General features: G+C 64.4%; 17 protein-coding genes and 4 pseudogenes. 5 read left to right on the top strand and 16 right to left on the bottom strand.

Translation table 11 applies throughout. The features are described 5' to 3' along the window. Positions 1-60: 60 nt before the first annotated feature. From IPK59_17600 to IPK59_17590, 3 genes are all read left to right on the top strand, one after another. A complete protein-coding gene (locus IPK59_17600; GenBank protein ID MBK8160501.1) occupies positions 61-804 on the top strand; it encodes a response regulator in 744 nt (247 codons plus the stop codon). Next, positions 801-2,156 (top strand): HAMP domain-containing protein, encoded by a 1,356-nt coding sequence (locus IPK59_17595; protein MBK8160500.1) that lies wholly within the window; start codon positions 801-803, stop codon positions 2,154-2,156. Before IPK59_17600 ends, IPK59_17595 begins: the two co-directional genes overlap by 4 nt. Positions 2,157-2,436: 280 nt before the next feature. After that, a complete protein-coding gene (locus IPK59_17590) occupies positions 2,437-3,738 on the top strand; it encodes a GAF domain-containing sensor histidine kinase (protein MBK8160499.1) in 1,302 nt (433 codons plus the stop codon). Positions 3,739-3,773: 35 nt separating this feature from the next. Here the strand turns inward: IPK59_17590 and IPK59_17585 are convergent. The 5 genes and pseudogenes from IPK59_17585 to queA form a co-directional block, all read right to left on the bottom strand. After that, positions 3,774-5,022 (bottom strand): annotated as a pseudogene (locus IPK59_17585) (class I SAM-dependent methyltransferase). 192 nt (positions 5,023-5,214) lie between these two features. Further along, positions 5,215-6,345 (bottom strand): tRNA epoxyqueuosine(34) reductase QueG, encoded by a 1,131-nt coding sequence (gene queG / locus IPK59_17580; protein MBK8160498.1) that lies wholly within the window; start codon positions 6,343-6,345, stop codon positions 5,215-5,217. A 7-nt stretch (positions 6,346-6,352) separates the two neighbouring features. Further along, positions 6,353-6,820, bottom strand: coding sequence for an NADPH-dependent 7-cyano-7-deazaguanine reductase QueF (gene queF, locus IPK59_17575; protein ID MBK8160497.1), 468 nt, complete (start codon positions 6,818-6,820; stop codon positions 6,353-6,355). A gap of 12 nt (positions 6,821-6,832) precedes the next feature. Continuing rightward, positions 6,833-7,954 carry a tRNA guanosine(34) transglycosylase Tgt gene (gene tgt, locus IPK59_17570; GenBank protein MBK8160496.1) on the bottom strand — a complete coding sequence of 374 codons (1,122 nt, stop codon included), beginning with the start codon at positions 7,952-7,954 and terminating at the stop codon, positions 6,833-6,835. Beyond that, on the bottom strand, positions 7,951-8,991 hold the full coding sequence (gene queA, locus IPK59_17565) for a tRNA preQ1(34) S-adenosylmethionine ribosyltransferase-isomerase QueA (GenBank protein MBK8160495.1): 1,041 nt from the start codon (positions 8,989-8,991) through the stop codon (positions 7,951-7,953). Before queA ends, tgt begins: the two co-directional genes overlap by 4 nt. 137 nt (positions 8,992-9,128) lie before the next feature. Between queA and IPK59_17560 the strand changes: the two are divergent. Beyond that, positions 9,129-9,824: pseudogene (locus IPK59_17560) on the top strand (queuosine precursor transporter). A 3-nt stretch (positions 9,825-9,827) separates the two neighbouring features. Here the strand turns inward: IPK59_17560 and IPK59_17555 are convergent. From IPK59_17555 to IPK59_17540, 4 genes are all read right to left on the bottom strand, one after another. Further along, the gene (locus IPK59_17555) at positions 9,828-10,757 is read right to left on the bottom strand and encodes a calcium-binding protein (GenBank protein MBK8160494.1); all 930 of its coding nucleotides are present in this window, start codon (positions 10,755-10,757) and stop codon (positions 9,828-9,830) included. A gap of 151 nt (positions 10,758-10,908) precedes the next feature. Then, positions 10,909-11,916 (bottom strand): hypothetical protein, encoded by a 1,008-nt coding sequence (locus IPK59_17550; protein ID MBK8160493.1) that lies wholly within the window; start codon positions 11,914-11,916, stop codon positions 10,909-10,911. A gap of 90 nt (positions 11,917-12,006) precedes the next feature. Beyond that, entirely contained in the window at positions 12,007-12,570 is a 564-nt protein-coding gene (locus tag IPK59_17545; GenBank protein ID MBK8160492.1) for a hypothetical protein, read from the bottom strand. Positions 12,571-12,596: 26 nt separating this feature from the next. After that, on the bottom strand, positions 12,597-13,532 hold the full coding sequence (locus IPK59_17540; protein ID MBK8160491.1) for an EamA family transporter: 936 nt from the start codon (positions 13,530-13,532) through the stop codon (positions 12,597-12,599). A gap of 202 nt (positions 13,533-13,734) precedes the next feature. Between IPK59_17540 and IPK59_17535 the strand changes: the two genes are divergently transcribed. Then, the gene (locus IPK59_17535) at positions 13,735-15,114 is read left to right on the top strand and encodes an aminotransferase class III-fold pyridoxal phosphate-dependent enzyme (protein ID MBK8160490.1); all 1,380 of its coding nucleotides are present in this window, start codon (positions 13,735-13,737) and stop codon (positions 15,112-15,114) included. A gap of 2 nt (positions 15,115-15,116) precedes the next feature. Here the strand turns inward: IPK59_17535 and IPK59_17530 are convergent, their stop codons facing one another. The 7 genes and pseudogenes from IPK59_17530 to infB form a co-directional block, all read right to left on the bottom strand. Next, on the bottom strand, positions 15,117-16,520 hold the full coding sequence (locus IPK59_17530; GenBank protein ID MBK8160489.1) for a nitronate monooxygenase: 1,404 nt from the start codon (positions 16,518-16,520) through the stop codon (positions 15,117-15,119). Between the two features lie 54 nt (positions 16,521-16,574). After that, positions 16,575-17,323, bottom strand: a pseudogene (gene ugpQ, locus IPK59_17525) (glycerophosphodiester phosphodiesterase). A 61-nt stretch (positions 17,324-17,384) separates the two neighbouring features. Then, positions 17,385-19,550 carry a polyribonucleotide nucleotidyltransferase gene (pnp, locus tag IPK59_17520; protein ID MBK8160488.1) on the bottom strand — a complete coding sequence of 722 codons (2,166 nt, stop codon included), beginning with the start codon at positions 19,548-19,550 and terminating at the stop codon, positions 17,385-17,387. A gap of 260 nt (positions 19,551-19,810) precedes the next feature. After that, on the bottom strand, positions 19,811-20,080 hold the full coding sequence (gene rpsO / locus IPK59_17515; protein ID MBK8160487.1) for a 30S ribosomal protein S15: 270 nt from the start codon (positions 20,078-20,080) through the stop codon (positions 19,811-19,813). Positions 20,081-20,099: 19 nt separating this feature from the next. Continuing rightward, positions 20,100-21,026, bottom strand: coding sequence for a tRNA pseudouridine(55) synthase TruB (gene truB / locus IPK59_17510; GenBank protein ID MBK8160486.1), 927 nt, complete (start codon positions 21,024-21,026; stop codon positions 20,100-20,102). Then, positions 21,023-21,512, bottom strand: a pseudogene (gene rbfA, locus IPK59_17505) (30S ribosome-binding factor RbfA). Before rbfA ends, truB begins: the two are co-directional and overlap by 4 nt. 121 nt (positions 21,513-21,633) lie before the next feature. Beyond that, the gene (gene infB / locus IPK59_17500; protein ID MBK8160485.1) at positions 21,634-24,240 is read right to left on the bottom strand and encodes a translation initiation factor IF-2; all 2,607 of its coding nucleotides are present in this window, start codon (positions 24,238-24,240) and stop codon (positions 21,634-21,636) included. Positions 24,241-24,260 lie beyond the last annotated feature (20 nt).

Below are 24,260 nucleotides of genomic sequence, written 5' to 3'. Positions count from 1 at the left end.
TTACAGAACGTTACCAAATTGGCTGGCGGCGGGTCCGCCCTGCCGGATATCACTGGGTTCATGAGCGAAAAGACACCGCATATCCTGATTGTCGACGATGATCGCGAGATCCGTGACCTGCTGCAGCGCTTCCTGGAAAAGCACGGCCTGCGCTGCTCAACGGCCGCGGACGGCCGAGACATGCGCCGCCAGTTGGGCGATGCCAGGGTCGATCTGATCGTGCTCGACGTCATGATGCCGAGCGAGACCGGGCTGCAGCTTTGCGCCCAGCTTCGCGCCGAGAAAAACAGCCAGCTTGCCCGCCTGCCGATCATCATGCTGACGGCGGCGGCCGAGGAAACCGATCGCATCATCGGCCTGGAGATGGGGGCCGACGATTATCTGGCGAAGCCTTTCAGCCCGCGCGAATTGCTGGCGCGCATCCGCGCCGTGCTGCGCCGGGGCGGGCTGGAGGCGGGCGCCGCCGAGGCAGCGAGCCAGGTACTGGCGTTCGACGCCTACCGCATCGATCTCTCCAGCCGGCGCGTTCAGGGACCGCTGGGCGAGGTGGAGTTGTCGACCGGGGAGTTCGACTTGCTGGTGGCGCTGGCGGAACGGCCGCAGCGCGTGCTCTCCCGCGACCAGTTGCTCGATCTGACCAAGGGGCGCATGGCGCAGCCCTTCGACCGCAGCATCGACGTGCAGATCGGGCGCCTGCGGAGCAAGATCGAGCCTGATCCGGCGCAGCCCAAATTCATCACCACCGTGCGCGGCGGCGGCTACATGTTCGCAGCCAAGGTGACGCGGGAAACCGAGTCCGCATGAAGCGCCGCTTCTTCCCCGACAGCATTCTTGCCTGGCTGCTGCTGATCCTGGTCACGGGTGTCCTGGCGAGCCAGGCCGTCACCGTCCTGCTCCACAACCTCAACCGCAACGAGGTGCTGCTGCATCTCGAGGACCAGCGCGCGGCGGAACGGATCGCGGCCCTTGCCGTATTCCTCGATCATACCGCCCCGGTGCTGCGCCGGGGGGTGGCGGATGCCATGAGCGGCCCCTCGCTCAATGCCGGCGTTTCCGACCGGCCGCTGGTCGCCGATGCCGCCACCGCGCGCGAACTGGCACCGCTGGCAGCGGCCCTCGCCGAACGCCTGCAAGGTGCCGCCTGGCGGGAGATCAGGGTGGGGAGTGCCGAACCCAGCGGCAAGGAACGGGCGGCGGATCTGGTACCGGTGCGCGTTGCTATCGGCCTTGTCGACGGCACCTGGCTCAATTTCGAGTTCCGCATGGTGGCGAGCCTGCCCTGGGCCTCGCCGCAACTTCTCGGCCTCACATTGGGATCGGTCGTCGCAGTGCTGGGCCTCTGTCTTTATGCGCTGCTGCGCCTGATGCGCCCGCTGGAACGGTTGACGCGGGCCGCCGAGGCGCTGGGTCGTTCCGGCACGGCGCAGCCCTTGCCCGAGACCGGCGTCGGTGAGGTGCGGCGCGCCGCCAGCGCCTTCAACCGGATGCAGGCGCGCATCGGCCGCCTGATCGAAGACCGGCTGCAGATGATCGCCGCCATCTCGCATGATCTCAAAACGCCCATCACGCGCCTGCGCCTGCGCGCCGAGCTGATGGAGGATGTCGAGACCCGGCAGAAGCTGATCAAGGATCTCGACGAGATGGAGGCGATGATCGGTTCCACCCTCGCTTTCGCCCGCGAGGAGGGCAATCCGGAGCCCCGGCAGCAGATTGATCTGCGCGCCCTGGTGAAGGAGGCCGGCGAGCATCAGCCGGCCATGCGCCTTGGCATCGCCGGCCAGGGGCCGTGGGAGATCGCAGTACAGCCCCTGGCGCTGAAGCGCGCCATCGCCAACCTCATCGACAATGCCGTCAATTATGGCGGCGAGGCGGTGGTGACCCTTTCACGTGGCCAGGATGAAAGGGGCGCGCCGCGCTTCGAGATCCGCATCGACGATCGCGGCCCCGGCATTCCGCAGGACGAGATGGAGCGGGTATTCCGGCCCTTCTACCGCCTTGAGCCATCACGCAACCGGATGTCCGGTGGCAGCGGGCTGGGCCTCGCCATCGCCCGCAATGCGATCCTGGCGCAAGGCGGCGACGTGGAATTGTACAACCGTACAAACAGCGACGGCAAAGTGGTCGGGCTGACCGCGCGGGTCCTGCTGCCGATCTGAGTCCGCGCCAGGCACGGGTCGTCGGCGTGGATCACAGGCGCGGGTCATAATTGTTAACGCGTTTCACGCGTAATTTACGATTTATTCACCATGAACCGCACTTGTTGATCGCAGCCACATGCTTTAGTCAGGACGGAAACCAGAGAATGGCAGGACGGCGCCGGGACGGGTGATCACCCATCCCGTCGCCTCGATGCTATCAAAAAGCAAAAACCGTCCAGGCAGCGCGCCTTTTCTTATCGAGCGTGCTGGAAGTGGACGCAATTGGGGCGGCAGGGACATGGCGTCGAGCACCGAGCTGATTGAGCTGATGGCGCAGCGCAGACAGGAAGATGCGCTCAAGGATGCCGAGCAGCAGATCCTGCGCGCGATCGTCGAAAGTCGTCCTTTGGGCGATATCCTTGAGCTTGCCTGCCGCACACTGGAAAGCGTGCTCTCAGGCGCCTTGTGCTCGGTCCTGCTGCTGTCGCCAGACGGCAAGCATCTGCTGCATGGGGCCGCCCCTTCGCTGCCGAAAGCCTATTCCGCCGCCATCGACGGTGCGCCCATCGGCCCGGCGGTCGGTTCCTGCGGCACCGCGGCCTATCGCAATGAGATGGTGATCGTCGAGGATATCGAGACCGACCCGCTCTGGGCTGACTACAAGGCCCTGGCGGCGGCCCATGGCCTGCGCGCCTGCTGGTCGATCCCGCTGAAGTCGAAGGGCGGCACCGTGCTCGGCACCTTTGCCACGTATCACCGCACACCCTATCGGCCGAACCAGCGCGAACTCGACGTTGCCTGGCGCCTCGCGGCCTCCGCGGCGGTCGCCATCCAGAGGAAGCAGCTCGACGAGGCGCTCATCGCGGAGAAGGAAAAGGCCGAAGCGGCGAGCCGCGCAAAATCGGAGTTCCTGGCCAATATGAGCCACGAGCTGCGCACGCCCTTGAACGCCATCCTGGGGTTTTCGGAAGCCATCGAGCGGCAATTGGTGGGGCCTGAGAAGACTCTTGAATATGCCCATGACATTCACCGCAGCGGCCGGCAGCTGCTCGACCTCATCAACGATCTCCTGGATGTCGGGCGCATCGAATCCGGCACGGCGAAGCTCAACCGCCAGCGCTTCAATCTGGGCGAAAATCTCGCCGAGCAGGTCGATCTGGTGCGCCACGCCTTTCCCGAGGCACCGCCGATCAGCATCAAGCTGCCCGGGAACTGCGCCGACCTGCTGGTCGACATCCGCTCGTTCCGGCAGGTCATCCTCAACATCGTCGGCAATGCGGCGAAGTTCACGCCCCAGAGCGGCACCATCACCATCAGCGTGGATTGCGTGCCCCCAGGCCTGCGCCTGCGCGTGATCGATACCGGCCCCGGCATACCGCCGGAGATCCTCACCGATCTGGGTCAGCCCTTCCGGTCGGGCGAGGCTGCCTATAGCCGGAAATATGGCGGCACCGGACTTGGTCTCTATATCAGCCGGCAGTTGGTGAAAGGCCATAATGGCGCGCTCGAGGTCACGAGCGAGCTTGGCCTGGGCACGACCATCACCATCGACCTGCCCGAGGATTGCGTGCTGCGGCCGGGCCAGCACGGCCCGGGCTGAAGTCCCGACGCAGCAATGCGCCTGCCCGGCGGTCCCTATTCCGCCGCCTGGCCGTTATCCCAGATGATCTGCGCCTTGGGCCGGGCGGCTTCCGCGCGTTCCCAGTCGAACATGTAGTCGCGGGTCATCGGTACCGCGTTGATGCCGCGGGCAAGCTGCATCTGGAACACCATGTTGATGTCGTGGCGGAAGGATAACTCGCTGCCGACCAGATAAAACTCCCACATGCGGCAGAAGCGCTCGTCATAGAGCTTTGAGATAGCATCGCGGTTGTGGGCGAAATTGGCGCGCCAATGGCGGATCGTCTCGGCGTAATGGAGGCGCAGGATCTCGATATCGGTGACCCACAATCCGGTCTTCTCGACCACCGGCAGCACTTCGGACAAGGCCGGCGAATAGCCGCCGGGGAAGATGTATTTGCGCAGCCACGGATTGGTGTGGCCAGGACCGTCACGCCGGCCGATCGCGTGCAGCAAGGCAACGCCACCCGGCACCAGCAATTCCTCGACCTTGGCAAAGAATTCCGGGAAATGCTTCAGGCCGACATGCTCGAACATGCCGACCGAGACGATACGGTCGAAGCGGCCTGGTTCCAGCCGGTAGTCCTGCAACTTGAACTCGACCTCACCTTCGAGCCCGGCGGCTTTCACCCGCGCCACGGCAATTTCGTGCTGCTCCTTGGAAAGCGTCACACCGGTGACCTTCACGCCGGCCGTCTTGGCGAGATAGATGCCAAGGCCACCCCAGCCGCAGCCGATATCGAGCAGGCGCTGGCCCGGCTGCAGCAGCAGCTTCGAGGCGATGTGGCGCATCTTGGCCTGCTGGGCCTCGGCGAGCGTCGCCTCCGGATGGAGGAAATAGGCGCAGGAATACTGCATGCTCTCGTCGAGGAACTGTTCGAACAGCTTGCGGCTGAGATCGTAGTGATGCGCCACATGCTGTTGCGCCGTGCCGATCGGATTATGCTGATGCAGCCAGCGCAGCGCATAATTCAACACGTCGAACAGTTTCTGCGTCTTGGCGCCGAGCAATGAGTCTGGTGTTCTTCATCGCGATGTCGATGAAGTCGTAGAGCGTGCCCTGCTCGACGGTGAGCGTGCCGTCCATATAGGCTTCGCCGACCTTCAGCCACGGATTGAGGCCAAGCTGCCATTTCAGCGCCGAGTCATGGAGGCGCAAGGTGACGGAAGGGACCCCGCTGCCGAAATCCTGGCGGCGGCCCCGATGATCAATGAGCGCGATATGGCCGGTCTTGATCCCGGCGCGCAAGAGACTGGCAAACATCGCCCACCTCCCTTTCCATGTCGGCAGCCCATCCCGGTCCCGACACTGTCATCTTGGTTAAGAATAGGTAAGGAATCTTTGCGGCGTCAATTACCCAGAGCAATTCCAGCTCTGCTTTATCAGCAAGGCTGATATCGAATGTTCGCGCCGCAACAAAGGGATCAGAGGGAAACTGGAAGTCCTATAAATCTGTCAAACAGGCTCCGGCGGAGCCCATTCCGCGCGCACACCGGAATCTTCTTCATCGCGCCGCGCCCCTGCCCCGCGCGCCTTCCACAGATCGGCGTCGAGACGCGAAAGTGCCCAGACGGCCGCCCCCCGCACGAGCGGGGCGGGGTCGGACAGTAAACCCCCGACCACCGGCAAAAGTTCCCTGCGACCGCTATTGCCGATGGCGATGAGGACATTGCGGACGAAGCGGTCGCGGCCGATGCGCTTCACCGGCGAGCCGGAAAAGAGCGCGCGGAAGGCGGCATCGTCGAGGCGGGCAAGATCGGCCAGGCACGGCGCGGTGAGATCGTCGCGCGCGACCAGGGGCGCGTGCGGCGTCGCCTGCGCGAACTTGTTCCACGGGCAAACGCTGAGGCAATCGTCGCAACCATAGATGCGGTTGCCCATGAGCGGCCTGAGATCGCGCGGGATCGGCCCCGCATGTTCGATGGTGAGGTAGGAGATGCAGCGCCGCGCATCCAGCTGGTAGGGCGCCGGGAAGGCGTTGGTCGGGCAGACGTCGAGACAGCGCCGGCACTGGCCGCAATGATCTTCCTCCGGCGCATCCGGCGGCAGGTCGAACGCCAGGAAGATTTCCCCCAGAAACAGCCAGGAACCAAGCTCGCGCGAGACGAGATTGGTGTGCTTGCCCTGCCAGCCGATTCCAGCCTGTGCGGCAAGCGGCTTTTCCATCACGGGGGCGGTGTCGACGAAGACCTTGATCTCGATCTTGTATGTGTCGGCGATCCAGCGGCCGAGTTCCTTCAAGCGCTTCTTCACCACATCATGATAGTCGCGGTGGCGCGCATAGACCGAGATGCCGCCGCGATCCGGCTGGTCGAGGATGGCGAGGGGGTCGAGGTCGGGGCCGTAATTCTGGCCAAGCACGATGACGCTCCGGGCATCCGGCCACAGCGTTTGCGGATCACCGCGACGGTCCGCCTTCTCGACCATCCAGCCCATGTCACCATGGCGGCCCTGGCGCAGAAAGTCGGCAAGATGCGCGCGTGTTTCGGCAGAGAGGGCGGCCGGCGCAAAGCCGATCGCGTCGAAGCCCACCGCCAGGGCTTTCTGGCGGATGGCGGATTTGATCACCTCCGCCGTGGGACTCATCGCCCTGTCAACCGCGGCCGCGATAGGGGGCGACGGCCTGGTCGGGCAGGAACAGATCCTTGGGCCGCTTGCCATGTTCGAAGAAGACGTCGATCGGGATGCCGCCGCGCGGATACCAATAGCCGCCGATGCGCAGCCATTTGGGCTTGGCCACCGCAATGAAGCGCTTGGCAATGTCGATGGTGGTGCCTTCGTGGAAGCCGCCATGGTTGCGGAAGGAGGTCAGATAGAGCTTCAGCGATTTCGATTCGACCAGCCATTTATCCGGCACATAGTCGATGACGAGATGCGCGAAGTCCGGCTGGCCGGTCACGGGGCAGAGGCAGGTGAATTCCGGCGCCGTGTAGCGGGCCACATAGAGCGTGCCGGGATGTGGATTTGGCACGCGTTCCAGGATCGCCGCTTCCGGCGAGGCCGCGGTCTCGACCTTGGCGCCGAGTTGGGTGAGGTCGCTATAGGCTGGCTTCCTGGCCATGATCCGATTCCTTCAAGCCGGGATGTCGCCCAGCTGCTGTTGCCGTTCAAACTCGGCGGTGAATTCCGTGAGGCTGCCTTGCTCGATGGCGTTGCGCATGCCCTGCATCAGTTCCTGATAGTAATGGAGATTGTGCCAGGTGAGCAGCATTGCGCCCAGGATCTCCTTGGTCTTCATCAGATGATGAATATAGCCGCGCACATAGGAGGTGCAGGCGGGGCATGTGCACAGGGGATCGATCGGCCGGTCGTCGGTCGCGTGGCGCGCGTTGCGCATGTTGAGGTCGCCGTAGCGGGTGTGGGCGAGACCGGTGCGCCCCGAGCGGGTCGGCATCACGCAATCGAACATGTCGATGCCGCGGGCAACCGCCCCCACCAGATCGCCGGGGCGGCCGACGCCCATGAGATAGCGCGGCTTTTCGGCAGGCAGGAAGTCCGGTGTGTAGTCAAGCACGGAGAACATCTGCTGCTGGCCTTCGCCGATGGCAAGGCCCCCGATGGCGTAGCCATCGAACCCAATGGCTGTCAGAGCCTTCGCTGATTCCTCACGCAGATGCGGATAGATGCCGCCTTGCACGATGCCGAAGAGGAGATAGCCGTCGCGGTCGCGGAAGGCCTTGCGGCAGCGTTCCGCCCAGCGCATCGAGCGACGCATGGAACTGGCCGCTTCCTCGGGCGTGGCCGGGAAGGCAGTGCATTCATCGAGCACCATGGTGATGTTGGAATCGAGGAGGTCCTGGATTTCGATCGAGCGCTCCGGTGTCAGCATGTGCTTGGAGCCGTCGATATGCGAGCGGAACTCGACGCCGTTCTCATTGATCTTGCGGAGATCCGAGAGGCTCATCGCCTGGAAGCCGCCGCTGTCGGTGAGGATCGGCCCCGGCCAGTTCATGAATTTGTGCAGGCCCCCGAAGCTTGCCACGCGCTCGGCACCCGGCCGCAGCATCAGGTGATAGGTATTGCCCAGCACGATCTCGGCGCCCGTCGCCTTCACTGATTCCGGCAGCATGGCCTTCACTGTGCCGGCGGTGCCGACCGGCATGAAGGCCGGCGTGTTGACCACGCCATGGGCCGTGTGGATGCGCCCACGCCTTGCCTTGCCGTCGGTGGTGATGAGATCGAACTTACCGCTCATGAGGCGCGCTCCAGCAGACTGGCATCGCCATAGGAGAAGAAGCGATAGCCTTGGGCGATGGCGTGGGCATAGGCCTCGCGCATCCGATCCCGTCCGGCGAAGGCGGAGACCAGCATGAACAGGGTCGATTTCGGCAGGTGGAAATTGGTCATGAGCAGGTCGACAATCTGAAATTTGAAGCCGGGCGTGATGAAGATATCGGTGGAGGCGGCAAAGGGCAAAAGCCGGCCGTCCCGGGCGGCACTTTCTAGGAGGCGCAGCGAGGTGGTGCCCACGGCGACGATGCGGCGGCCCTGGTCCTTCGCGCGGTTGATGGCGTCGGCGGTCACGGCAGAGATCTCGCCATATTCGGCATGCATCCTGTGCTCGGCGACATTGTCGGTCTTCACCGGCAGGAAGGTGCCGGCACCGACATGGAGTGTCACGCGGTGGCTCTCGACGCCCAGGGCCGTGAGCGACGCCAACAGGTCTGGCGTGAAATGGAGACCGGCGGTGGGCGCCGCCACGGCGCCTTCGCGCTGCGCGAAGATGGTCTGGTAGTCCTGGTCATCGCGCCGTTCGACGGCGCGGGACTTGCGGATATAGGGTGGGAGCGGCATCCAGCCATGGCGCGCCAGGCGCTCGGTGAAAGCAGCCGGGTCGGACCCAAAATCGAGGAGTACCTGGCCGTCCTCGGCCTTGGCCGCGACATGCGCCGCAAAATCGGGCGCAAAATCGACCCGGTCGCCGAGTTTCAGTTTCTTGCCCGGGCGGGCGAAGGACCACCAGCGGACGGTTTCAGCGCCCTTTTCCTGGGTGAGCAAAGTGACCTCGATGCGGGCGTCTTTCCGCCGTCCCTCGAGCTGGGCCGGGATGACCTTGGTGTCATTCGACACCAGGACGTCGCCCGGCCGCAGGATCTGCGGCAGGTCGCGCACGATCCTGTCGGAAAGACCGTCCTGCCGGACATGAAGCAACCTTGCGGCGTCGCGCGGCTCCACGGGATGGAGGGCGATCCGGTCGGGGGGCAGGTCGAAATCGAAATCCAAGAGGCGCATGGCGCCGGTTTTAGCCAGCAAGACCGGCCGGTGCCAGCCTTTTCGCCGCAGGGCGCCGGTGCCAAATCGCCGCTTGGCGGGGGAGGGATCGAGGGCTATAACCCCGGAAATTCACCTGTTTCTACTAGAGTTCTGTCATGACCCGACCCACCCAGCCGATTGGCCAGCATTCCACCTTGTTCGTGGTGGTGGTGGCGCTGTTCGTCACCAACCTGCTCATCTCGAACGTGATCGCCAACAAGGCCATCGAGCTGTTCGGCTATCCGCTGCAGGCGGCCGACCTCATCTTCCCGATCTCCTATATCCTGGGCGATGTGCTGACCGAGGTCTATGGCTTCAAGCGCGCGCGGCGTGTCATCTGGATCGGCTTTGCCTGCAACTTCTTCGCCATGGTGGCAATCCAGATCGGCCTCCATCTGCCGGCACATCCCGATTAGCACGACCAGGGCGCCTATGAGGCGATCCTCGGCAACCAACCGCGCATCCTCGCCGCTTCGTTCTGCGCCTATCTGGTGGGCGAGTTCGTGAACTCGGTGGTGCTGGCAAAGATGAAGGTCTGGATGCAGGGGCGCCATCTGTGGATGCGCACGATCGGCTCCACGGTGCTGGGCCAGGGCTTCGACACGGTGATCTTCCTCAGCATCGCCTTCTACGGCGTCTGGCCCAATGAGCTGCTGGTCTCGGTCATCTTCAGCCAGTGGCTGTTCAAGGTCAGCTATGAGGCGCTGGCGACGCCATTCACCTATCTCATCGTCAACAAGCTGAAGCGTGCCGAGGGGATCGACGTCTACGACACCGACACGCGCTTCACACCCTTTGCCGTGCGCGACTGATCGTCAGGCCGCGTATTCGATATTGATGAGCGCGTCGAGTTCGGCCAGCGTGCCGATTGGGCCGCGAGCGGGGTTCTCCAGGGTGACGCTGCTGCCCGGGAAGGTGATGACGACGAATCCGTCCTGATTGGTGTGGACCAGCGCGTTCTGCCAATCGTCGGGACCGCTGACGCCAGCCAGGCGCAGGATATCTTCCGCCGGGTTGAAATCGCTGATGATGTCGAGCCCGTCCAGGGCATCGCCGTGGAACACGAAGGTGTCCGCGCCGGCACCGCCATTCATCTCGTCGAATCCGGCCCCGCCGATGATAAGATCGGCGCCGTCATTGCCGAAGATCCGGTCATCGCCGGCATCGCCCAGGAGCGTGTCATCGCCGCTGCCACCGCGCAACACATCGGCGTCCGCGCCACCCCAAATCGTATCGTTGCCGGCATCGCCCTGCAGATTGTCCTCACCAGCGCCGCCATCGAGAAAATCGTCGCCGTCACGGCCAAAGACGGTGTCATAGCCGGTACCAGCCTGGACATAGTTGCCGAGCGCATCTCCCATCAGCCAGTCGTGATGGGCGGAACCGACGATGTTCTCGACCTCCCAGATCGTGTCGCCCTCGGCCTCGCCGCCAGACCCGCTATGCCAGTGGAGATCGATGGTGACGGCTTCGTCTGAACCGGCATAGACGATGGTATCGCTGCCGGAACCACCATTGAGGATGTCGGCACCTTCGCCGCCGATCAGCGTGTCGTTGCCGCCATTGCCGGTGATGCCGTCATCGCCGGCGCCGCCATAGAGCCAGTCATTGGCGCGGTTGCTGCCGACCAGCAGGTCATCCTCATCATCGCCTATCTCGATCACGCCGGCGGCATAGGTGGTGGTGCCGCCGAGATCGAGCTTGTGCATCGTCTGCGAGATCAGCTTCTGCTTGCCAGTCGCCATGATCGCCTCCTGAGGGACAGGGTTGCATCCGGAGATGCCTGTTCCTCTGTCGCCCCCCCGAGGTGCTTTGCCTGTGACGGCCGTCACAATCCGGGCGGTCGGCGCGTCAGGGCCTTGTCGCTCAGGGCCTTGTCCCTCAGGGCTGGGTCCCTCAGGGCGGGGTCGCCTTGTCCAATTGCTGAAGCTCAAGCCCGGCCAGGTGATAGTCCGCGCACCAGCGGGTATAGGGTGCCGTGCGGGCGGCGGCGAAGTTCCTGCGCGCCGCTTCGTTGTCGCCGGCCGCGAGCGCCAGCATGCCGGCATAGCGATCGAAGATGGCGAGGCTCTCGGCCTGCAATGTCGCCGCGAGCGTGGCTAGATGCCGGACCAGATCGTCGCGCGTACCGGTACCGCTGAGAATTTCCCAGGCGCGCGTCGCCCAATGATCGGGCCGGTCGGCAAAGGCTGCCGCGATCTCGGGTCGCAAGGCGGCGCGGCCGAATTGCCGGTCGAGCACCGCGAACCAGAGCGCCAGTTCGGCATCCAGCCCCTCCTCCCGCGCCGTCTCGGCCGCAAGTTCGAGATCGGTCAGGGCCGCCGCGCGGTTGCCGGCCAGGCGCTGAAGATCGGCACGCAGCAAGGCGAGGCGACAGCGATATTCGGCTTGCGCGCCGGCATGGGTGGGGCCTGGTTCGGCGCGGCGGAGGGCGGCACCCAGGCCATGCTGCGCGAGGTCGACGATGGCTAGCGCCTGGGCGGTGAAGGCCGCATCCTCGCCCGCGGCCAGCGCCGCCAGCAGCGCCTCGCGCGCCCCGTCGTCATCGCCCTGCGCCGCCAATGCAAAGCCGAGGCGACGCCAGGCTTCGTTGAGGTGGTGGCAACCCGCGTCGAGCGCGTTCCGGCATTCGACCGCCGCCGCCACGGCATCACCTTGTTCGAACAGCATATCGCCCAGGAGCAATTGGAAATCGCCTCGCTCCGAGGATGGCGGACATTGCCGGATGGCCAACCGATAAAGGCCGACGGCCCCCGCCGCATCGCCGGCCGCCCGCAGATCGTCTGCCTCGGCGATCATCAGGAGGGCCGAGATGAAGTTCATCTGCTCCGCGCGGTCGCTGCGGCCCATGATGCTGCCGCAGAAAATCCCCTCGCCGTTATTGTTGGCCGGTCGCCGCGCCATGCCGAACCCTCCATCAGTTCATGTTATGTTCCATAGATTGGTGCCTTCTCCAATAGTTGTAAAGAGCAATTTCTCATAATCCGATAAATTTCAGGGTTCGGGCGCCGCGATGGTGGCCACTTCTGCCACGGTGAGGGCGTAGACCGGGTCGGCCCGGTCACAGGTCTTCAAGGCCTTGTCGAAGAGCTGGCCGGCAAAGCGCTTCTCGCCATCGGCCAGCGCAAAGGCCCCGGCATAGAAGGAAAGCTCGCAGATCTGCCGCTGCTTCACCGCCATGTTGTCGCCGGAACGGCGCACGCCATCGGCCACCTGCTGCAGGCTGCGTTCGCCGAGGAGATAGGTGATGATCGGCCGCGGCCAGGCGGTGCTTTCATGGGCACCGATGGCAGCCCCCAGCAGGCTGCGCCCGTCGCTGCCCATGCGGGTGGCGATAAGGCCCTGCAGCAAGGCAAGGCGGTTGAATTCGTCATTGTCGGCCAGGCCGATGGCGGCGCGGATCTTCTCATCGGCCGGGCCGTACTGGCCGGCCACGACATCGGCCATGGCGTCGCGTTCGAGATTGGCGACGGTAAGCGGTTCTTCCGCCACCACCTCGGGTGACAGCAACAGAAACAGCGCCGTGGCGCCGCAGAGTACCCGTCCGGTGATCCCCACGATCGATGCCCCCTATCGGGCGGCGGTCAGCCGGCGCGGTTGCGTGCCGATGCGTCGCGCGCCTGCCGTCCACTGACCCAGCCCAAGCCGGCAATGGCTATCAGGATAAGCACCATCCCCGCCCCTTCGACAAGCCCCGGCCGCTCACCCAGTTGTAGGGTCGAGAGGAGAAGGCCGAGGAGCGGTGTGAGGAGGATCCCGAGGGCGGCCAAGCCCGCATCGAGGCGGCCCAGCAGCGTGAACCAGATGACATAGGCGAGCGGTGTCGCCGGGCCGATATTGTAGAGGAGCGCCGTGATGAAAGCGGGGGTCCAGTCGATCGGCGCTTCCGGCACGATAAGCGCCACAAGGCACAGCATGATGGCGCCGGCCAGCATCTGCCAGGCGGTGAGCGCCAGGGGATCGATGGGGCCGGCCCTGGTCGCGCGCTTGGTGACGACGACACCGAGGCCCCAGGTAAGGCCCGCACCCAGCGCCAGCATGACGGCGGGGAGCGAGCCGGATTTGCCGCCATCGACCGAGATGAGGGTGATGCCGATGAGGGCAAGGCCCGCCGCCCACCATTGCGCCGCCGGCACGCGTTCCTTGAGCAGCAGCACGGAGAACACCAGCACCCAGAGCGGCATCGTATAGTTGAGGACGGCGCTGCGCCCGGCGGTGCCGGTCGAGAGCGCCCAGGTGACGAGGCCGAAGCAGAGCGACGTCTGCAGCAGGCCGATCAATACAAGGACACGCCAGCGCGGCAGCAGCTCGCGGAACCGCAGCGAGCGGCCCATCAGCTTCAGGGTCAGCATGAGGACGATGGCACCGCCGAGGAAGCGGAGCGCTGCGAAGGCAAAGGGCGGTGCATAGGTCACCGCCACTTTCATCATCACCCAGTTATAGCCCCAGATCAGCGACAGGGTCGCGATAAGGGCCAGCGCCTGCCAGCGCGTGAGTGTCAGTTTATGCGTCGTGTTCATCGGTGGATAATTTCCCTCAGGGGCCAACACCCTAGCCTCCTGCCCCGCGTATCGGGACAGGCAATTTCACAAGGCCAGATTGCGCCAACGCATGGCTTCCGCAGCAGCGGTCAGGTCCAGCTGCGAAGGCGGCCACCGGTTTGACAGCCGCAGCGCCAGACGCCTAGATTTCTGGCCCTTCCCCAGAGACGCAGAGTCACCCATGCCTGACCGCAGCCGCGACCCGATCGATCACCGGGTGATTGACCGCCGGGCTTTGGCCACCTTGCGCCAGCGCGAAGATGCGCTGTTCCGGGAACGCACGCCGCGCTCGCAAGCCTGGGTCGCCCGCGCCCGGCACAGCATGCCGAACGGTGTGCCGGTCGCGTGGATGGTCGGCCTCTATCGTCACGCGCCGATGGTCGCCAAAGGTGGCGAGGGCGCCTATTTCGAGGATATCGACGGCCATCGCTATTGCGATTTCAACGTCTCCGACCTGGCCATGACCATGGGCTTCGCGCCGGCGCCGATCGTGGCGGCGGTCTCGCGCGCTGTCCGGACCGGCGCCCAGTTCCTGCTGCCCGTGGAGGAGACGCTGTGGGTCACCGAGGAACTCGCGCGCCGCGTGGGCCTGCCGGCGTGGCAGTTCACCCTTTCCGCCTCCGGCGCCAATACCGAGATCATCCGCATCGCCCGTTTCATGACGGAACGGACCAAGATCCTGCTGTTCGACGGCCAGTATCATGGCCATATCGACGAATCCCTGGTCGAGGCGAGCGACACCGGCACGGTGCCCGGCCATCTCGGCCTGTCCGCCCGGGTGGCGCAGGAATCGGTGATCGTGCCGTTCAACGATCTTGCCGCCGCCGAGGCCGCCTTGCGCGGCAATGATGTGGCCCTCGTCCTCACCGAACCGGCGCTCACCAATTGCCTGCTGGTGGAACCGGCGCCGGGGTTCCTGGCCGGGCTGAAGGAACTGGCCGCGCGCCATGGCGCCCTCCTCTGTCTCGATGAGGCGCATACCTTCCAGTTCGCCTATGGCGGATTGGCCGGCAGCGGGCGCCTTGCCAGCGATTTCGTGACCCTGGGCAAAGGGCTGGGTTCCGGCATCCCCTTCGCGCTCTATGGCATGAGCGAGGAGGTGGCGGCGGTGATGGAAACACATCTCGATGTCTATTACGGGCAGAAGGGGCTTGCGACCGGCGGCACGACCTATGGCGGCGCCATTGCCGTCGCCGCGGCCCGCGCGGCACTGGAAGAAGTCCTCACCGAAGATGGCTATGCGCGGATCGGCGCGCTCGGTAATCGCCTTGCCGACAATCTGGAGACAATCTTCAGGCAACGCGGCCTCGCCTGGCGCGCCTTCCGCTGCGGTCCGCGCTCCGGCTATTGCCTCAGCGACGAGCTGCCGCGCAATGCCGCCGAGGCGGCGCGATCGATCGATACCGAAATCATCGACGCGCGGCGCGTCTTCATGGCCAATCGGGGCATCTGGGAGGCGGTCGCATCTGCCGGCCCGCAGGTATCCTTTGCCCATGTGCCGGCCGATATCGACCGCTATGCCGCGGTGGCGGATGAATTCCTGGGCGAGATCGTCGGGTAGGATCAGTCGCCCGTCACCAGCCGTTCGACCAGTTGCTTGACCGTGGGCACGAAGCCGTTCGCGTAGAAGGGATCGTCGGAGAAGCGATAGGCCTTGTTGCCGGCGAACATCAGCTGGTCTTCGATCTTGTCGGAATGGCTGATCTCCTGCAGCGTCTTCTGGATGCAGAAGCTGCGCGGATCGGCCTTCTTGCCGGTGCTGAAGTCCGGCTCGTGCTGCGACCAGTTGGAGAAGCGGCAGGCGGACAGGCAGCCCATGCAGTCGATCTGGTCCTTCAGGATCTCGTCGGCCTTTTCGCGGGTCACGAAGATGAGCGTCGATTCCGGCGTGCGCAGGGTTTCGGCGAAGCCCTGGGAGACCCATTGCTCGGCGCGCAACTTGTCTGCGGCGGTGAGATAGACGAGCCTGCCGCGGGCACCGACGGCGAACGCCCATTCATGTTCGCCCACCTTGTGCTGCGAATAGGCGACCTGGCGTTCCGAGCGCTGGCGCAGTTCCTGGATGAAATCGTTGTTGACCGCCGACGAGTAGAAGCCCGTGGGACTGAAGCGGTTGAGGAACACGTCGCCCTTCTTCAAGGTGACGAGGCGCTTCTTCCAGGCGTCCGAGATCGGGCTTTCCTGGGTGAGCAGCGGGCGTGTGCCGAACTGGAAGGCGATCGGCCCGAGATCAGGGTTGTCGATCCAGTTTTCCCATTCACGCAGGTACCAGACGCCACCCGCCATGATGATCGGCGTTTGGCCAAGGCCGCATTCGTCACGCATCGTGTTGCGCAATTCGCGCACGCGGTCGAAGGGATCCTGCGGATGGTTGGGATCTTCGCTGTTGGAGAGGCCGTTATGGCCGCCGGCCAGCCACGGATCCTCATAGACGACGCCGCCCAGCAGATCCTGGAATTTGTGATAGGCGCGTTTCCACAGCGCCCGGAACGCGCGGGCCGAGGAGACGATCGGGTAATAATGGATGCCGTACTGGGCGCAGATCTCGGCGATGCGGTAGGGCATGCCGGCACCGCAGGTAACGCCGTGGATGAGGTCCTTGGCGCCTTCGAGGACGCCGTGGAGCACGCGCTCGGCGCCGGCCATTTCCCACAGCACATTCATGTGCAGGCGGCCATTGCCGCCCATGCAATCATGAGCGATGCGGGCCTGGGCGATGCCGCCCTTGATCGCGTAGTTGAGCAGTTCCTCATGGCGGTCGCGGCGTGTCTTGCCGTGATAGAGCTGCGGGATCGGCTTGCCGTTCTCGTCATAGGAATCGGCATTGACGCCGGAGAAGGTGCCGACGCCGCCAGCCAGCGCCCAAGCGCCGGATGATTGCCCGTTCGAGACCGAAATGCCCTTGCCGCCTTCAATGAGGGGCAGGACCTCGCGTCCCGAAATGATCAACGGCTTCAATGATTTCACCCGAGCCTCCCGCTCGCTGGCCCCATCCCGGATCCAGCATTCTGTCTTATATAGCTATTGTGCGACGGTCGCCAAGATGCGGGCCGGCGCATCGGTAAAGACGCCGTCGACGCCCCAGTCGATCAACTGCTTGGCGCGGGCGGCATCGTTAACGGTATAGACCAGAAGACCGTAACCTTCAGCCTTGATTTCGCTGATCCAGTCGGGGATTGCGTCGCGGTCCCAGATATTGACCGTGGCGACTTTCAGGTTCCGGGCGAGGTCCAGCCAATTGGCCGGATGCTCCTCGAGCAGCAGGCCACGCGGGTAATCGGGCGCCCGGTCGCGGGCGATTTCGAGGCATTCCAGCACGAAGCTGGAGATGAGGGGCCTGGGCTTGGCTGCCGGCCAGAGATGCTTCAGCTCGTCGAGGATGATGTTGGCGGTGTCGCGGGCGCGGCCGGGACAGGGCTTCAGCTCGAGATTGAACTGCAGATCTTCCTGGGCGAAGAATTTGAGGGCGTCGGCCAGCAGCGGCATCTTCTCGCCGGCGAAGACGCCTGCCTTCCAGCTGCCGGCATCGAGCTGGCGCAGCTCGTCATAGGTGAGGGCGCGCGCCGGACCCTTGCCATTGCTGGTGCGGTCGAGATTGTCGTCATGGAGGAGAAAGGCGCGGTCGTCGGCCGAGAGCTTGGCATCGAATTCGACCCACAGGGCGCCCTGGCGCTTGGCTTCCCGGAAGCTCGCCAGGGTGTTTTCCGGGCGGCTTCCGCAGCGCCCCGATGGCCGATCACCCGTGGCAGGGAAAGCGAAGGTATTGGCATCGGGTTATTCTACCAGAAGCGAAGGCGGCGATGGCGGCTTTTGACCGCCATCGCCAGATCTTCACTGTTCGACGCGCTCGGAGCCGCGCGAGGCACGACGCTCGGCATCGGCCTTGGCCATCTCTTCCGACAGGTCGGCGCCGGTCTTCTGGTCGACGACGCGCATCGAGAGCTTCACCTTGCCGCGATCGTCCATACCCAGCACCTTGACCTTTACGGCCTGGCCGACTTCGACCACGTCCGAGGTCTGCTTGACGCGCTGCGGGGCCAGTTCGCTGATATGGACGAGGCCGTCCTTGGAACCCAAAAAGTTCACGAAGGCGCCGAAATCCATCAGCTTCACGACCTTGCCGTCATAGATCACGCCGGTTTCCGGTTCGGCGACGATGCCGCGGATCCAGTTGATGGCCGCTTCGCCGGCCTTGGCATCGACCGCCGCCACCTTGATGGTGCCGTCGTCTTCGATGTCGATCTTGGCGCCGGTGACTTCGCAGATTTCGCGAATGACCTTGCCGCCCTGGCCGATCACTTCACGGATCTTGTCCTTCGGGATGTTGATCACGGTGATGCGCGGGGCGTTCTGGTTGACGCCGTCACGGGCACCGGTCATCGCCTTCGCCATCTCGCCGAGGATGTGCAACCGGCCATCCTTGGCCTGGCCGAGGGCGATCTGCATGATCTCGGCCGTGATCGAGGTGATCTTGATATCCATCTGCAGGGCAGTGATGCCCTGGTCGGTACCGGCCACCTTGAAATCCATGTCGCCGAGATGATCTTCGTCGCCGAGGATGTCGGAGAGAACGGCAAAGCCGTCCTTTTCCTTGATGAGGCCCATGGCGATACCAGCGACCGGGCGCTTCAACGGCACACCGGCATCCATCATCGCGAGCGAGGAACCGCACACCGAGGCCATCGACGAGGAGCCGTTGGATTCGGTGATCTCGGACACCACGCGGATGGTGTAGGGGAACTCATCCTTCTTCGGCATCATCGGATGCACGGCGCGCCAGGCGAGCTTGCCATGGCCGATTTCGCGGCGGCCGGGCGAGCCCATGCGGCCGGCTTCACCGGTCGAATAGGGCGGGAAGTTGTAGTGCAGCATGAAGGTCTCGCGGAATTCGCCTTCCAGCGCGTCGATGATCTGCTCGTCATCGCCGGTGCCGAGCGTGGTCACGACCAGCGCCTGGGTTTCGCCGCGGGTGAACAGCGCCGAACCATGGGCGCGCGGCAGGATGCCGACTTCGGCCGTGATCGGGCGCACCGTCTTGGTGTCGCGACCATCGATGCGGAGACCCGTTTTCAGGATGTTGCCGCGAACGATGTTCTTCTCAAGCTCCTTGAACTGCTTGCCAACGAGTTCAATCTTCTTGTCGTCGGTGCCGAGCGTTTTCTTGGCTTCGTCCTTCACAGCCGCCACTTTGTCGGTACGCGCCTGCTTGGCGGTTTCCTGATAGGCGGTGGTGAGCTTGGCCGCGAACTGGGCGTTCAGGGCGTCGTAGACTTCGGCGGCAGCGGCGTCCGGCGGCGTCAAGTCGCGCGGATCCTTGGCGCATTGCTCAGCCAGTTCGATGATCGCGTTGATCACCGGCTGGAAGCTCTGGAAGCCGAAATTGACGGCACCCAGCATGACTTCCTCGGACAGCTCCTGGGCTTCCGATTCCACCATCAGCACGCCTTCCGACGTACCGGCCAGCACGAGGTCGAGCTTCGATTCGGGCAAGTCGCTGCGCTTCGGGTTGATGACGTATTCGCCGTTGATATAGCCGACGCGCGCCGCACCGATCGGGCCCAAGAAGGGGATGCCGGAAATGGTGAGGGCGGCCGAGGCGCCGATGAGCGCCACGATGTCGGGATCGTTTTCGAGATCATGGGAGAGGGTCGTGCAGACGACCTGGGTCTCGTTGCGATAGGTCGAATGGAACAGCGGACGGATCGGGCGATCGATCAGGCGGCTGGTCAGCACTTCCTTCTCGGTCGGACGGCCTTCGCGCTTGAAGAAACCACCGGGGATCTTGCCGGCGGCGAAGGTCTTTTCCTGGTAGTTGACGGTGAGCGGGAAGAAGTCGATGCCGGGCTTGGGCTGCTTGGCGCCGACGGCGGTGCACATCACGACGGTTTCGCCGTAGGTGGCGAGCACCGCGCCGTCAGCCTGGCGCGCGATGCGGCCGGTTTCGAGCGTCAGCTTACGCCCGCCCCACATCAGTTCCTTGCGATAGATCTTGAACATGTAATGGTCCTTTCAAGGCTCCACCCATCCAATGGGGCAGCAGCCAGTCATCTCGACCGGATGAATGCCGGACCCGCGAAAGCAACGCGATGGAACTTAGGCGTTGCTTGCGTCGGCCCGGCTCGTTGCGGCTGAAGCGCGGCGGTCGATGAACCGCGCCGGCCGGTTTGGGAAGGGACGCGTATGGAGGAGAAACGCAATTCCCCCAATACGACAATCCCGCCCATGACTGAATGCCGTGGGCGGGATCCCCGATGGGTTTAGCGGCGCAGGCCGAGCTTTGCCAGGATTTCCTGGTAACGCTGGTTGCTGGTCTTCTTCAAGTAATCGAGCAAGCGGCGACGCTGCCCGACCATGACCAGCAGACCGCGACGGGAATGGAAATCCTTGTCGTGGCTCTGCAGATGCTCGGTCAGATTCTTGATCCGCTCGGTGAGGAGCGCGATCTGCACTTCAGGCGAGCCGGTATCGTTGGCGGCCTTGGCAAATTCCTTGAGAACTTCTTGCTTACGTTCGGCAGTGATCGACATCGACCTACTCCTTCTGGTCCTAATGGTTGATGACGCGCACCGGGACGAGCTCGCCGCCCTCGTAACGGGTGAGGGCCACGATTTTGCCTTCCGACATGGCGCAAACCATGCCGCCGGGAGTGAACTCCCGTAATCGATCGCGGTCTTGGCGGTGGAGTAATCCAACCGGTTGCCCGGACCGAAGGCGTATCGCCTCGGTGGCCGATAAGGCCAGTGCCGGGATGTCGTCCAGCGCGGTCTCTATCGGCAACAAATGCTCAAAAGCGGCCGGAATATGCCCCAATGACTTGAGAGCGTCCAGCGAAATCGCCCTTTCCTCCGTGAAACCCCCAACAGATAGTCGCCGGAGGGCGGAAATATGGCCGACAGACCCAACATGTAGAGCCAGATCGCGCGCCAGGCTCCGCATATAGGCGCCTTTTCCCGATTTGACCTCAAAGACCGCCTCGTCGGGGTTCTGGAATTCGATGAAGCGGAATTCGTCGATCCGGATCTGGCGCGGGGCCAGATCGACCGTTTCGCCGTCGCGCGCCAGGTCATAGGCGCGCTCGCCACCCACCTTGATGGCCGAAAACTGGGGCGGCACCTGCTCGATGAGGCCGATGAAATGCGGGAGGGCCGCGTCGATCGCGGCGACACTTGGCCGGACATCGGACGTGGCGATCACCTCGCCTTCCGCATCGTCGGTCGAGCGCTGCTCGCCGAATTTCAGGGTAAAGCGATAGGTCTTGGTGCCGTCCATGACGTAAGGCACGGTCTTGGTGGCTTCGCCCAGCGCAATCGGCAGGATGCCGGTCGCCAGTGGATCGAGGGTTCCGCCATGGCCCGCCTTCTGCGCATCGAAAATGCGCCGCACGACGGCGACGGCCTGGGTCGAGGTCATGCCTAACGGCTTGTCGAGGATCAGCCAGCCATCGACCTTCTGGCCCTTCTTGCGCCGGCTCATTCTGCTGAATCGTCGCCCGGAACAACGACCTTGGGTTCCGCATCCTTCAGCTTGGCGGCCTTCGCCTCTTCGCGAGCCTTGGCAAGGTCGGCGCGGACGACGGGATCGTGCAGCAGCGCCTCGATGCGGCTTGCTTCCTCGAAGCTGTCATCGATCTTAAAGCGCAATTGCGGGGAGACGCGCATCTCGACCTGGCGCGCGAGTTCGCCGCGGAAATAGCCGGCGGCACGGTTGAGCGCACGCACGACCTTCTCGGCATCGCCCGGTTCCTGGGTGCCCCCGAAGGGCGCCATGAAGATGGTGGCGTTGCGCAGGTCGGGGCTGATCTTCACCACCGTCACCGTCACCATGCGGCCGGCAAGATCGGGGTCGGCGAGATTGTTGTCGGCAATGATCCCCCGCCAGCACATGGCGGATTTCTTCCGCGATGCGCAGCTGCCGCTGGCCGGCCTGGGGAGTGACGTTCTTGTTCTTGTGCTTTTGCATCTTGGATCGCTTTCGCTTGCCGACGCCTCAAATGACGCTCGCCGCCCCAAACCGGGGCGGCGAGATCATGACACTGGCATTCGCAACAGGTCGCTCTGGCGTGAACCGCCCGCGTCTCGCCTCAGGCGAGTTCGCGCGCAACTTCTTCCATCTCGAAGCATTCGATGATGTCGCCCTTGTTGATGTTGTCGTAATTCTCGAAGGCCATGCCGCATTCGAAACCTTCCTTGACTTCGCGGACTTCGTCCTTGAAGCGGCGGAGGGTTTTGAGCGTACCTTCGTGGATGACGACGTTGTCGCGCAGCAGGCGGACCTTGCCGCCGCGCTTGACCATGCCCTCGGTCACCATGCAACCGGCGACCTTGCCGGTCTTGGTGACGTTGAACACTTCGCGGATCTCGGCATTGCCGAGGAACTTCTCGCGGAGCGTCGGCGCCAGCATGCCGGACATCGCCGCCTTGATGTCATCCACCACGTTATAGATGATCGAGTAGTAACGGATGTCGACATGGTCGCGGCGGGCCATTTCGCGGGCCTGCGGATTGGCGCGCACGTTGAAGCCGATGATCATGCCGCCGGACGCACGGGCCAGCGTGATGTCGCTTTCGTTGATGCCGCCCACCGCCGCGTGAAGGATACGCGCCTTCACTTCGTCGGTGCCGAGCTGCTTCAAGCTGCCCGAGATGGCTTCCACGGAACCCTGCACGTCGGCCTTGATGACCACGGGCACTTCCTTGGCTTCGCCGGCCTGGATGCGCGAGAACATCTGTTCCAGCGTCGAGCGGCCGGCGGTGAGCGCCAGCTGTTCGCGCTGACGATGCAGGCGGAACTCGGTGATTTCGCGGGCGCGGGCTTCGGTATCGACGACGACGAAGACGTCACCGGCGAGCGGCGTACCCTGCAGACCCAGCACTTCGACCGGGGTTGCGGGACCGGCACTGTCGATGGTGCGGCCGCGATCGTCCTGGAGCGCGCGGACGCGGCCCCATTCGGCGCCGGCCACGAAGATGTCGCCCACTTTGAGCGTGCCCTTCTGCACCAGGAGTGTCGCCACCGTGCCGCGGCCGCGCTCGACCTTGGCTTCGACGACGGCGCCCATGGCCTGGCGGTCCGGGTTCGACTTCAAATCGAGGATTTCCGCCTGCAGCAGCAGGGTTTCCTCGAGCTTGTCGAGATTCATCTTGGACTTGGCCGAGACTTCGACCGACAGCACATCGCCGCCCATGTCTTCGGTGACGAGCTCATGGTTGAGCAATTCGCGACGCACGCGCGTGGCGTCGGCACCCGGCTTGTCCATCTTGTTGATGGCGACGATGATCGGCACCTTCGCGGCCTTCGCGTGATGGATGGCCTCGATCGTCTGCGGCATGATGCCATCATCGGCCGCCACAACGAGGACGACGATGTCGGTCACATTGGCGCCGCGGGCACGCATTTCGGTAAACGCGGCATGGCCCGGCGTATCGATGAAGGTGATCTTCTTGCCCGTGGGCAGGGTCACCTGATAGGCGCCGATATGCTGGGTGATGCCGCCGGCTTCATGCGCGGCGACATCGGTCTGGCGCAGGGCGTCAAGCAGCGACGTCTTGCCGTGATCGACATGGCCCATGATGGTGACGACCGGGGGACGCGGTACCAGCGTTTCCGTCGCATCGACGTCGCCGTCGAGGCCGAGTTCCACATCGGCCGCCGAGACGCGGCGGACCTTGTGGCCGAATTCGCTGATGACCAGTTCCGCCGTATCGGCATCGATGGTCTGGTTGATCGTGGCCATTACACCCATTTTCATCAGCGCCTTGATGACGTCGGCGCCGCGTTCGGCCATACGATTGGCCAGTTCCTGAACCGTGATCGCCTCTGGCAGCACAACCTCGCGCAGCACTTTCGTCTGCTGCTGGTTGGCCATCATCAAGGCGCGCTTTTCCTTTTCGGTGCGGCGACGGAAGGCCGCCAGCGAGCGTTGGCGTTCGCCGCCATCGGCATCGAGCGCCTGGGTCACCGAAAGCTTGCCGGCGCGACGGCGCGGCTCGTCCTTGCCGCGGCCGGCGACAGGCTTCGCCGCCGGGGCGCGATGGCCGGTGGTGCGGCGGCGCGCTTCTTCGTTTTCTTCCTCGCCCTGCTTGGCGACGGCCTTGGCAAGATGCATGCGCCCGACATGGGGCACGGCACCCGGCACGGCGACAGCCGCGGCGGCGTCCGGCTCGGGCGCCACGGCGACCTTGGCCTTGGGCGCTTCGACCGGGGTCTCGCGTGCCTTGCGGGCCGCGTCCTCGGCGGCCTTGCGTTCCTCTTCCTCGCGCTTGCGGCGATCGAGCTCGGCGCGCTCGCGATCGGTGCGCTCGGAGACCTTGCGCGCTTCCTCGGCCTCGGAGACCTTGCGGACGTCTTCGTCCTTCTTGGCCTGCTCGAGCACCTTCAGGCGGTTCTGCCGTTCCTGATCGGTCAGCGTGTGATGCGGCCTGGTATCGACCTCGACCACGGGGGCCACGGGCGCCGGTGCGACCGGGGCTTTCACCTCGGGCTCGGGCGCCACTTCAGCAGGCTTGCCAGCAGCGGCACCTGTCGCATAGGTGCGCTTCTTCTTCACCTCGACCGCGACCGTCTTCGTGCGGCCATGCGGGAAGCTCTGGCGCACCTGACCGCCATCCACCGTCTTCTTCAACTCGAGCGTGCCCGAGGAAGAGAGCTTCAGCGGCTTGCGGGTTGGCGTATCGGTATCACTGGACATGCTGCGCGTATTTCCGTTCG

It is taken from the genome of Rhodospirillaceae bacterium (assembly GCA_016712715.1).
In the GTDB taxonomy this organism is placed as follows: Bacteria; Pseudomonadota; Alphaproteobacteria; order Dongiales; family Dongiaceae; genus Dongia.
Note: the sequence above shows the minus strand (reverse complement) of the source record. Positions and strands in the feature narration are given on the sequence as shown.

Coding starts and splice junctions, on each gene's coding strand:
- IPK59_17600 (MBK8160501.1), top strand. CDS start 61: ATGAGCGAAAAGACACCGCATATCCTGATTGTCGACGATGATCGCGAG.
- IPK59_17595 (MBK8160500.1), top strand. CDS start 801: ATGAAGCGCCGCTTCTTCCCCGACAGCATTCTTGCCTGGCTGCTGCTG.
- IPK59_17590 (MBK8160499.1), top strand. CDS start 2,437: ATGGCGTCGAGCACCGAGCTGATTGAGCTGATGGCGCAGCGCAGACAG.
- queG (MBK8160498.1), bottom strand. CDS start 6,345: ATGAGTCCCACGGCGGAGGTGATCAAATCCGCCATCCGCCAGAAAGCC.
- queF (MBK8160497.1), bottom strand. CDS start 6,820: ATGGCCAGGAAGCCAGCCTATAGCGACCTCACCCAACTCGGCGCCAAG.
- tgt (MBK8160496.1), bottom strand. CDS start 7,954: ATGAGCGGTAAGTTCGATCTCATCACCACCGACGGCAAGGCAAGGCGT.
- queA (MBK8160495.1), bottom strand. CDS start 8,991: ATGCGCCTCTTGGATTTCGATTTCGACCTGCCCCCCGACCGGATCGCC.
- IPK59_17555 (MBK8160494.1), bottom strand. CDS start 10,757: ATGGCGACTGGCAAGCAGAAGCTGATCTCGCAGACGATGCACAAGCTC.
- IPK59_17550 (MBK8160493.1), bottom strand. CDS start 11,916: ATGGCGCGGCGACCGGCCAACAATAACGGCGAGGGGATTTTCTGCGGC.
- IPK59_17540 (MBK8160491.1), bottom strand. CDS start 13,532: ATGAACACGACGCATAAACTGACACTCACGCGCTGGCAGGCGCTGGCC.
- IPK59_17535 (MBK8160490.1), top strand. CDS start 13,735: ATGCCTGACCGCAGCCGCGACCCGATCGATCACCGGGTGATTGACCGC.
- pnp (MBK8160488.1), bottom strand. CDS start 19,550: ATGTTCAAGATCTATCGCAAGGAACTGATGTGGGGCGGGCGTAAGCTG.
- rpsO (MBK8160487.1), bottom strand. CDS start 20,080: ATGTCGATCACTGCCGAACGTAAGCAAGAAGTTCTCAAGGAATTTGCC.
- truB (MBK8160486.1), bottom strand. CDS start 21,026: ATGAGCCGGCGCAAGAAGGGCCAGAAGGTCGATGGCTGGCTGATCCTC.
- infB (MBK8160485.1), bottom strand. CDS start 24,240: ATGTCCAGTGATACCGATACGCCAACCCGCAAGCCGCTGAAGCTCTCT.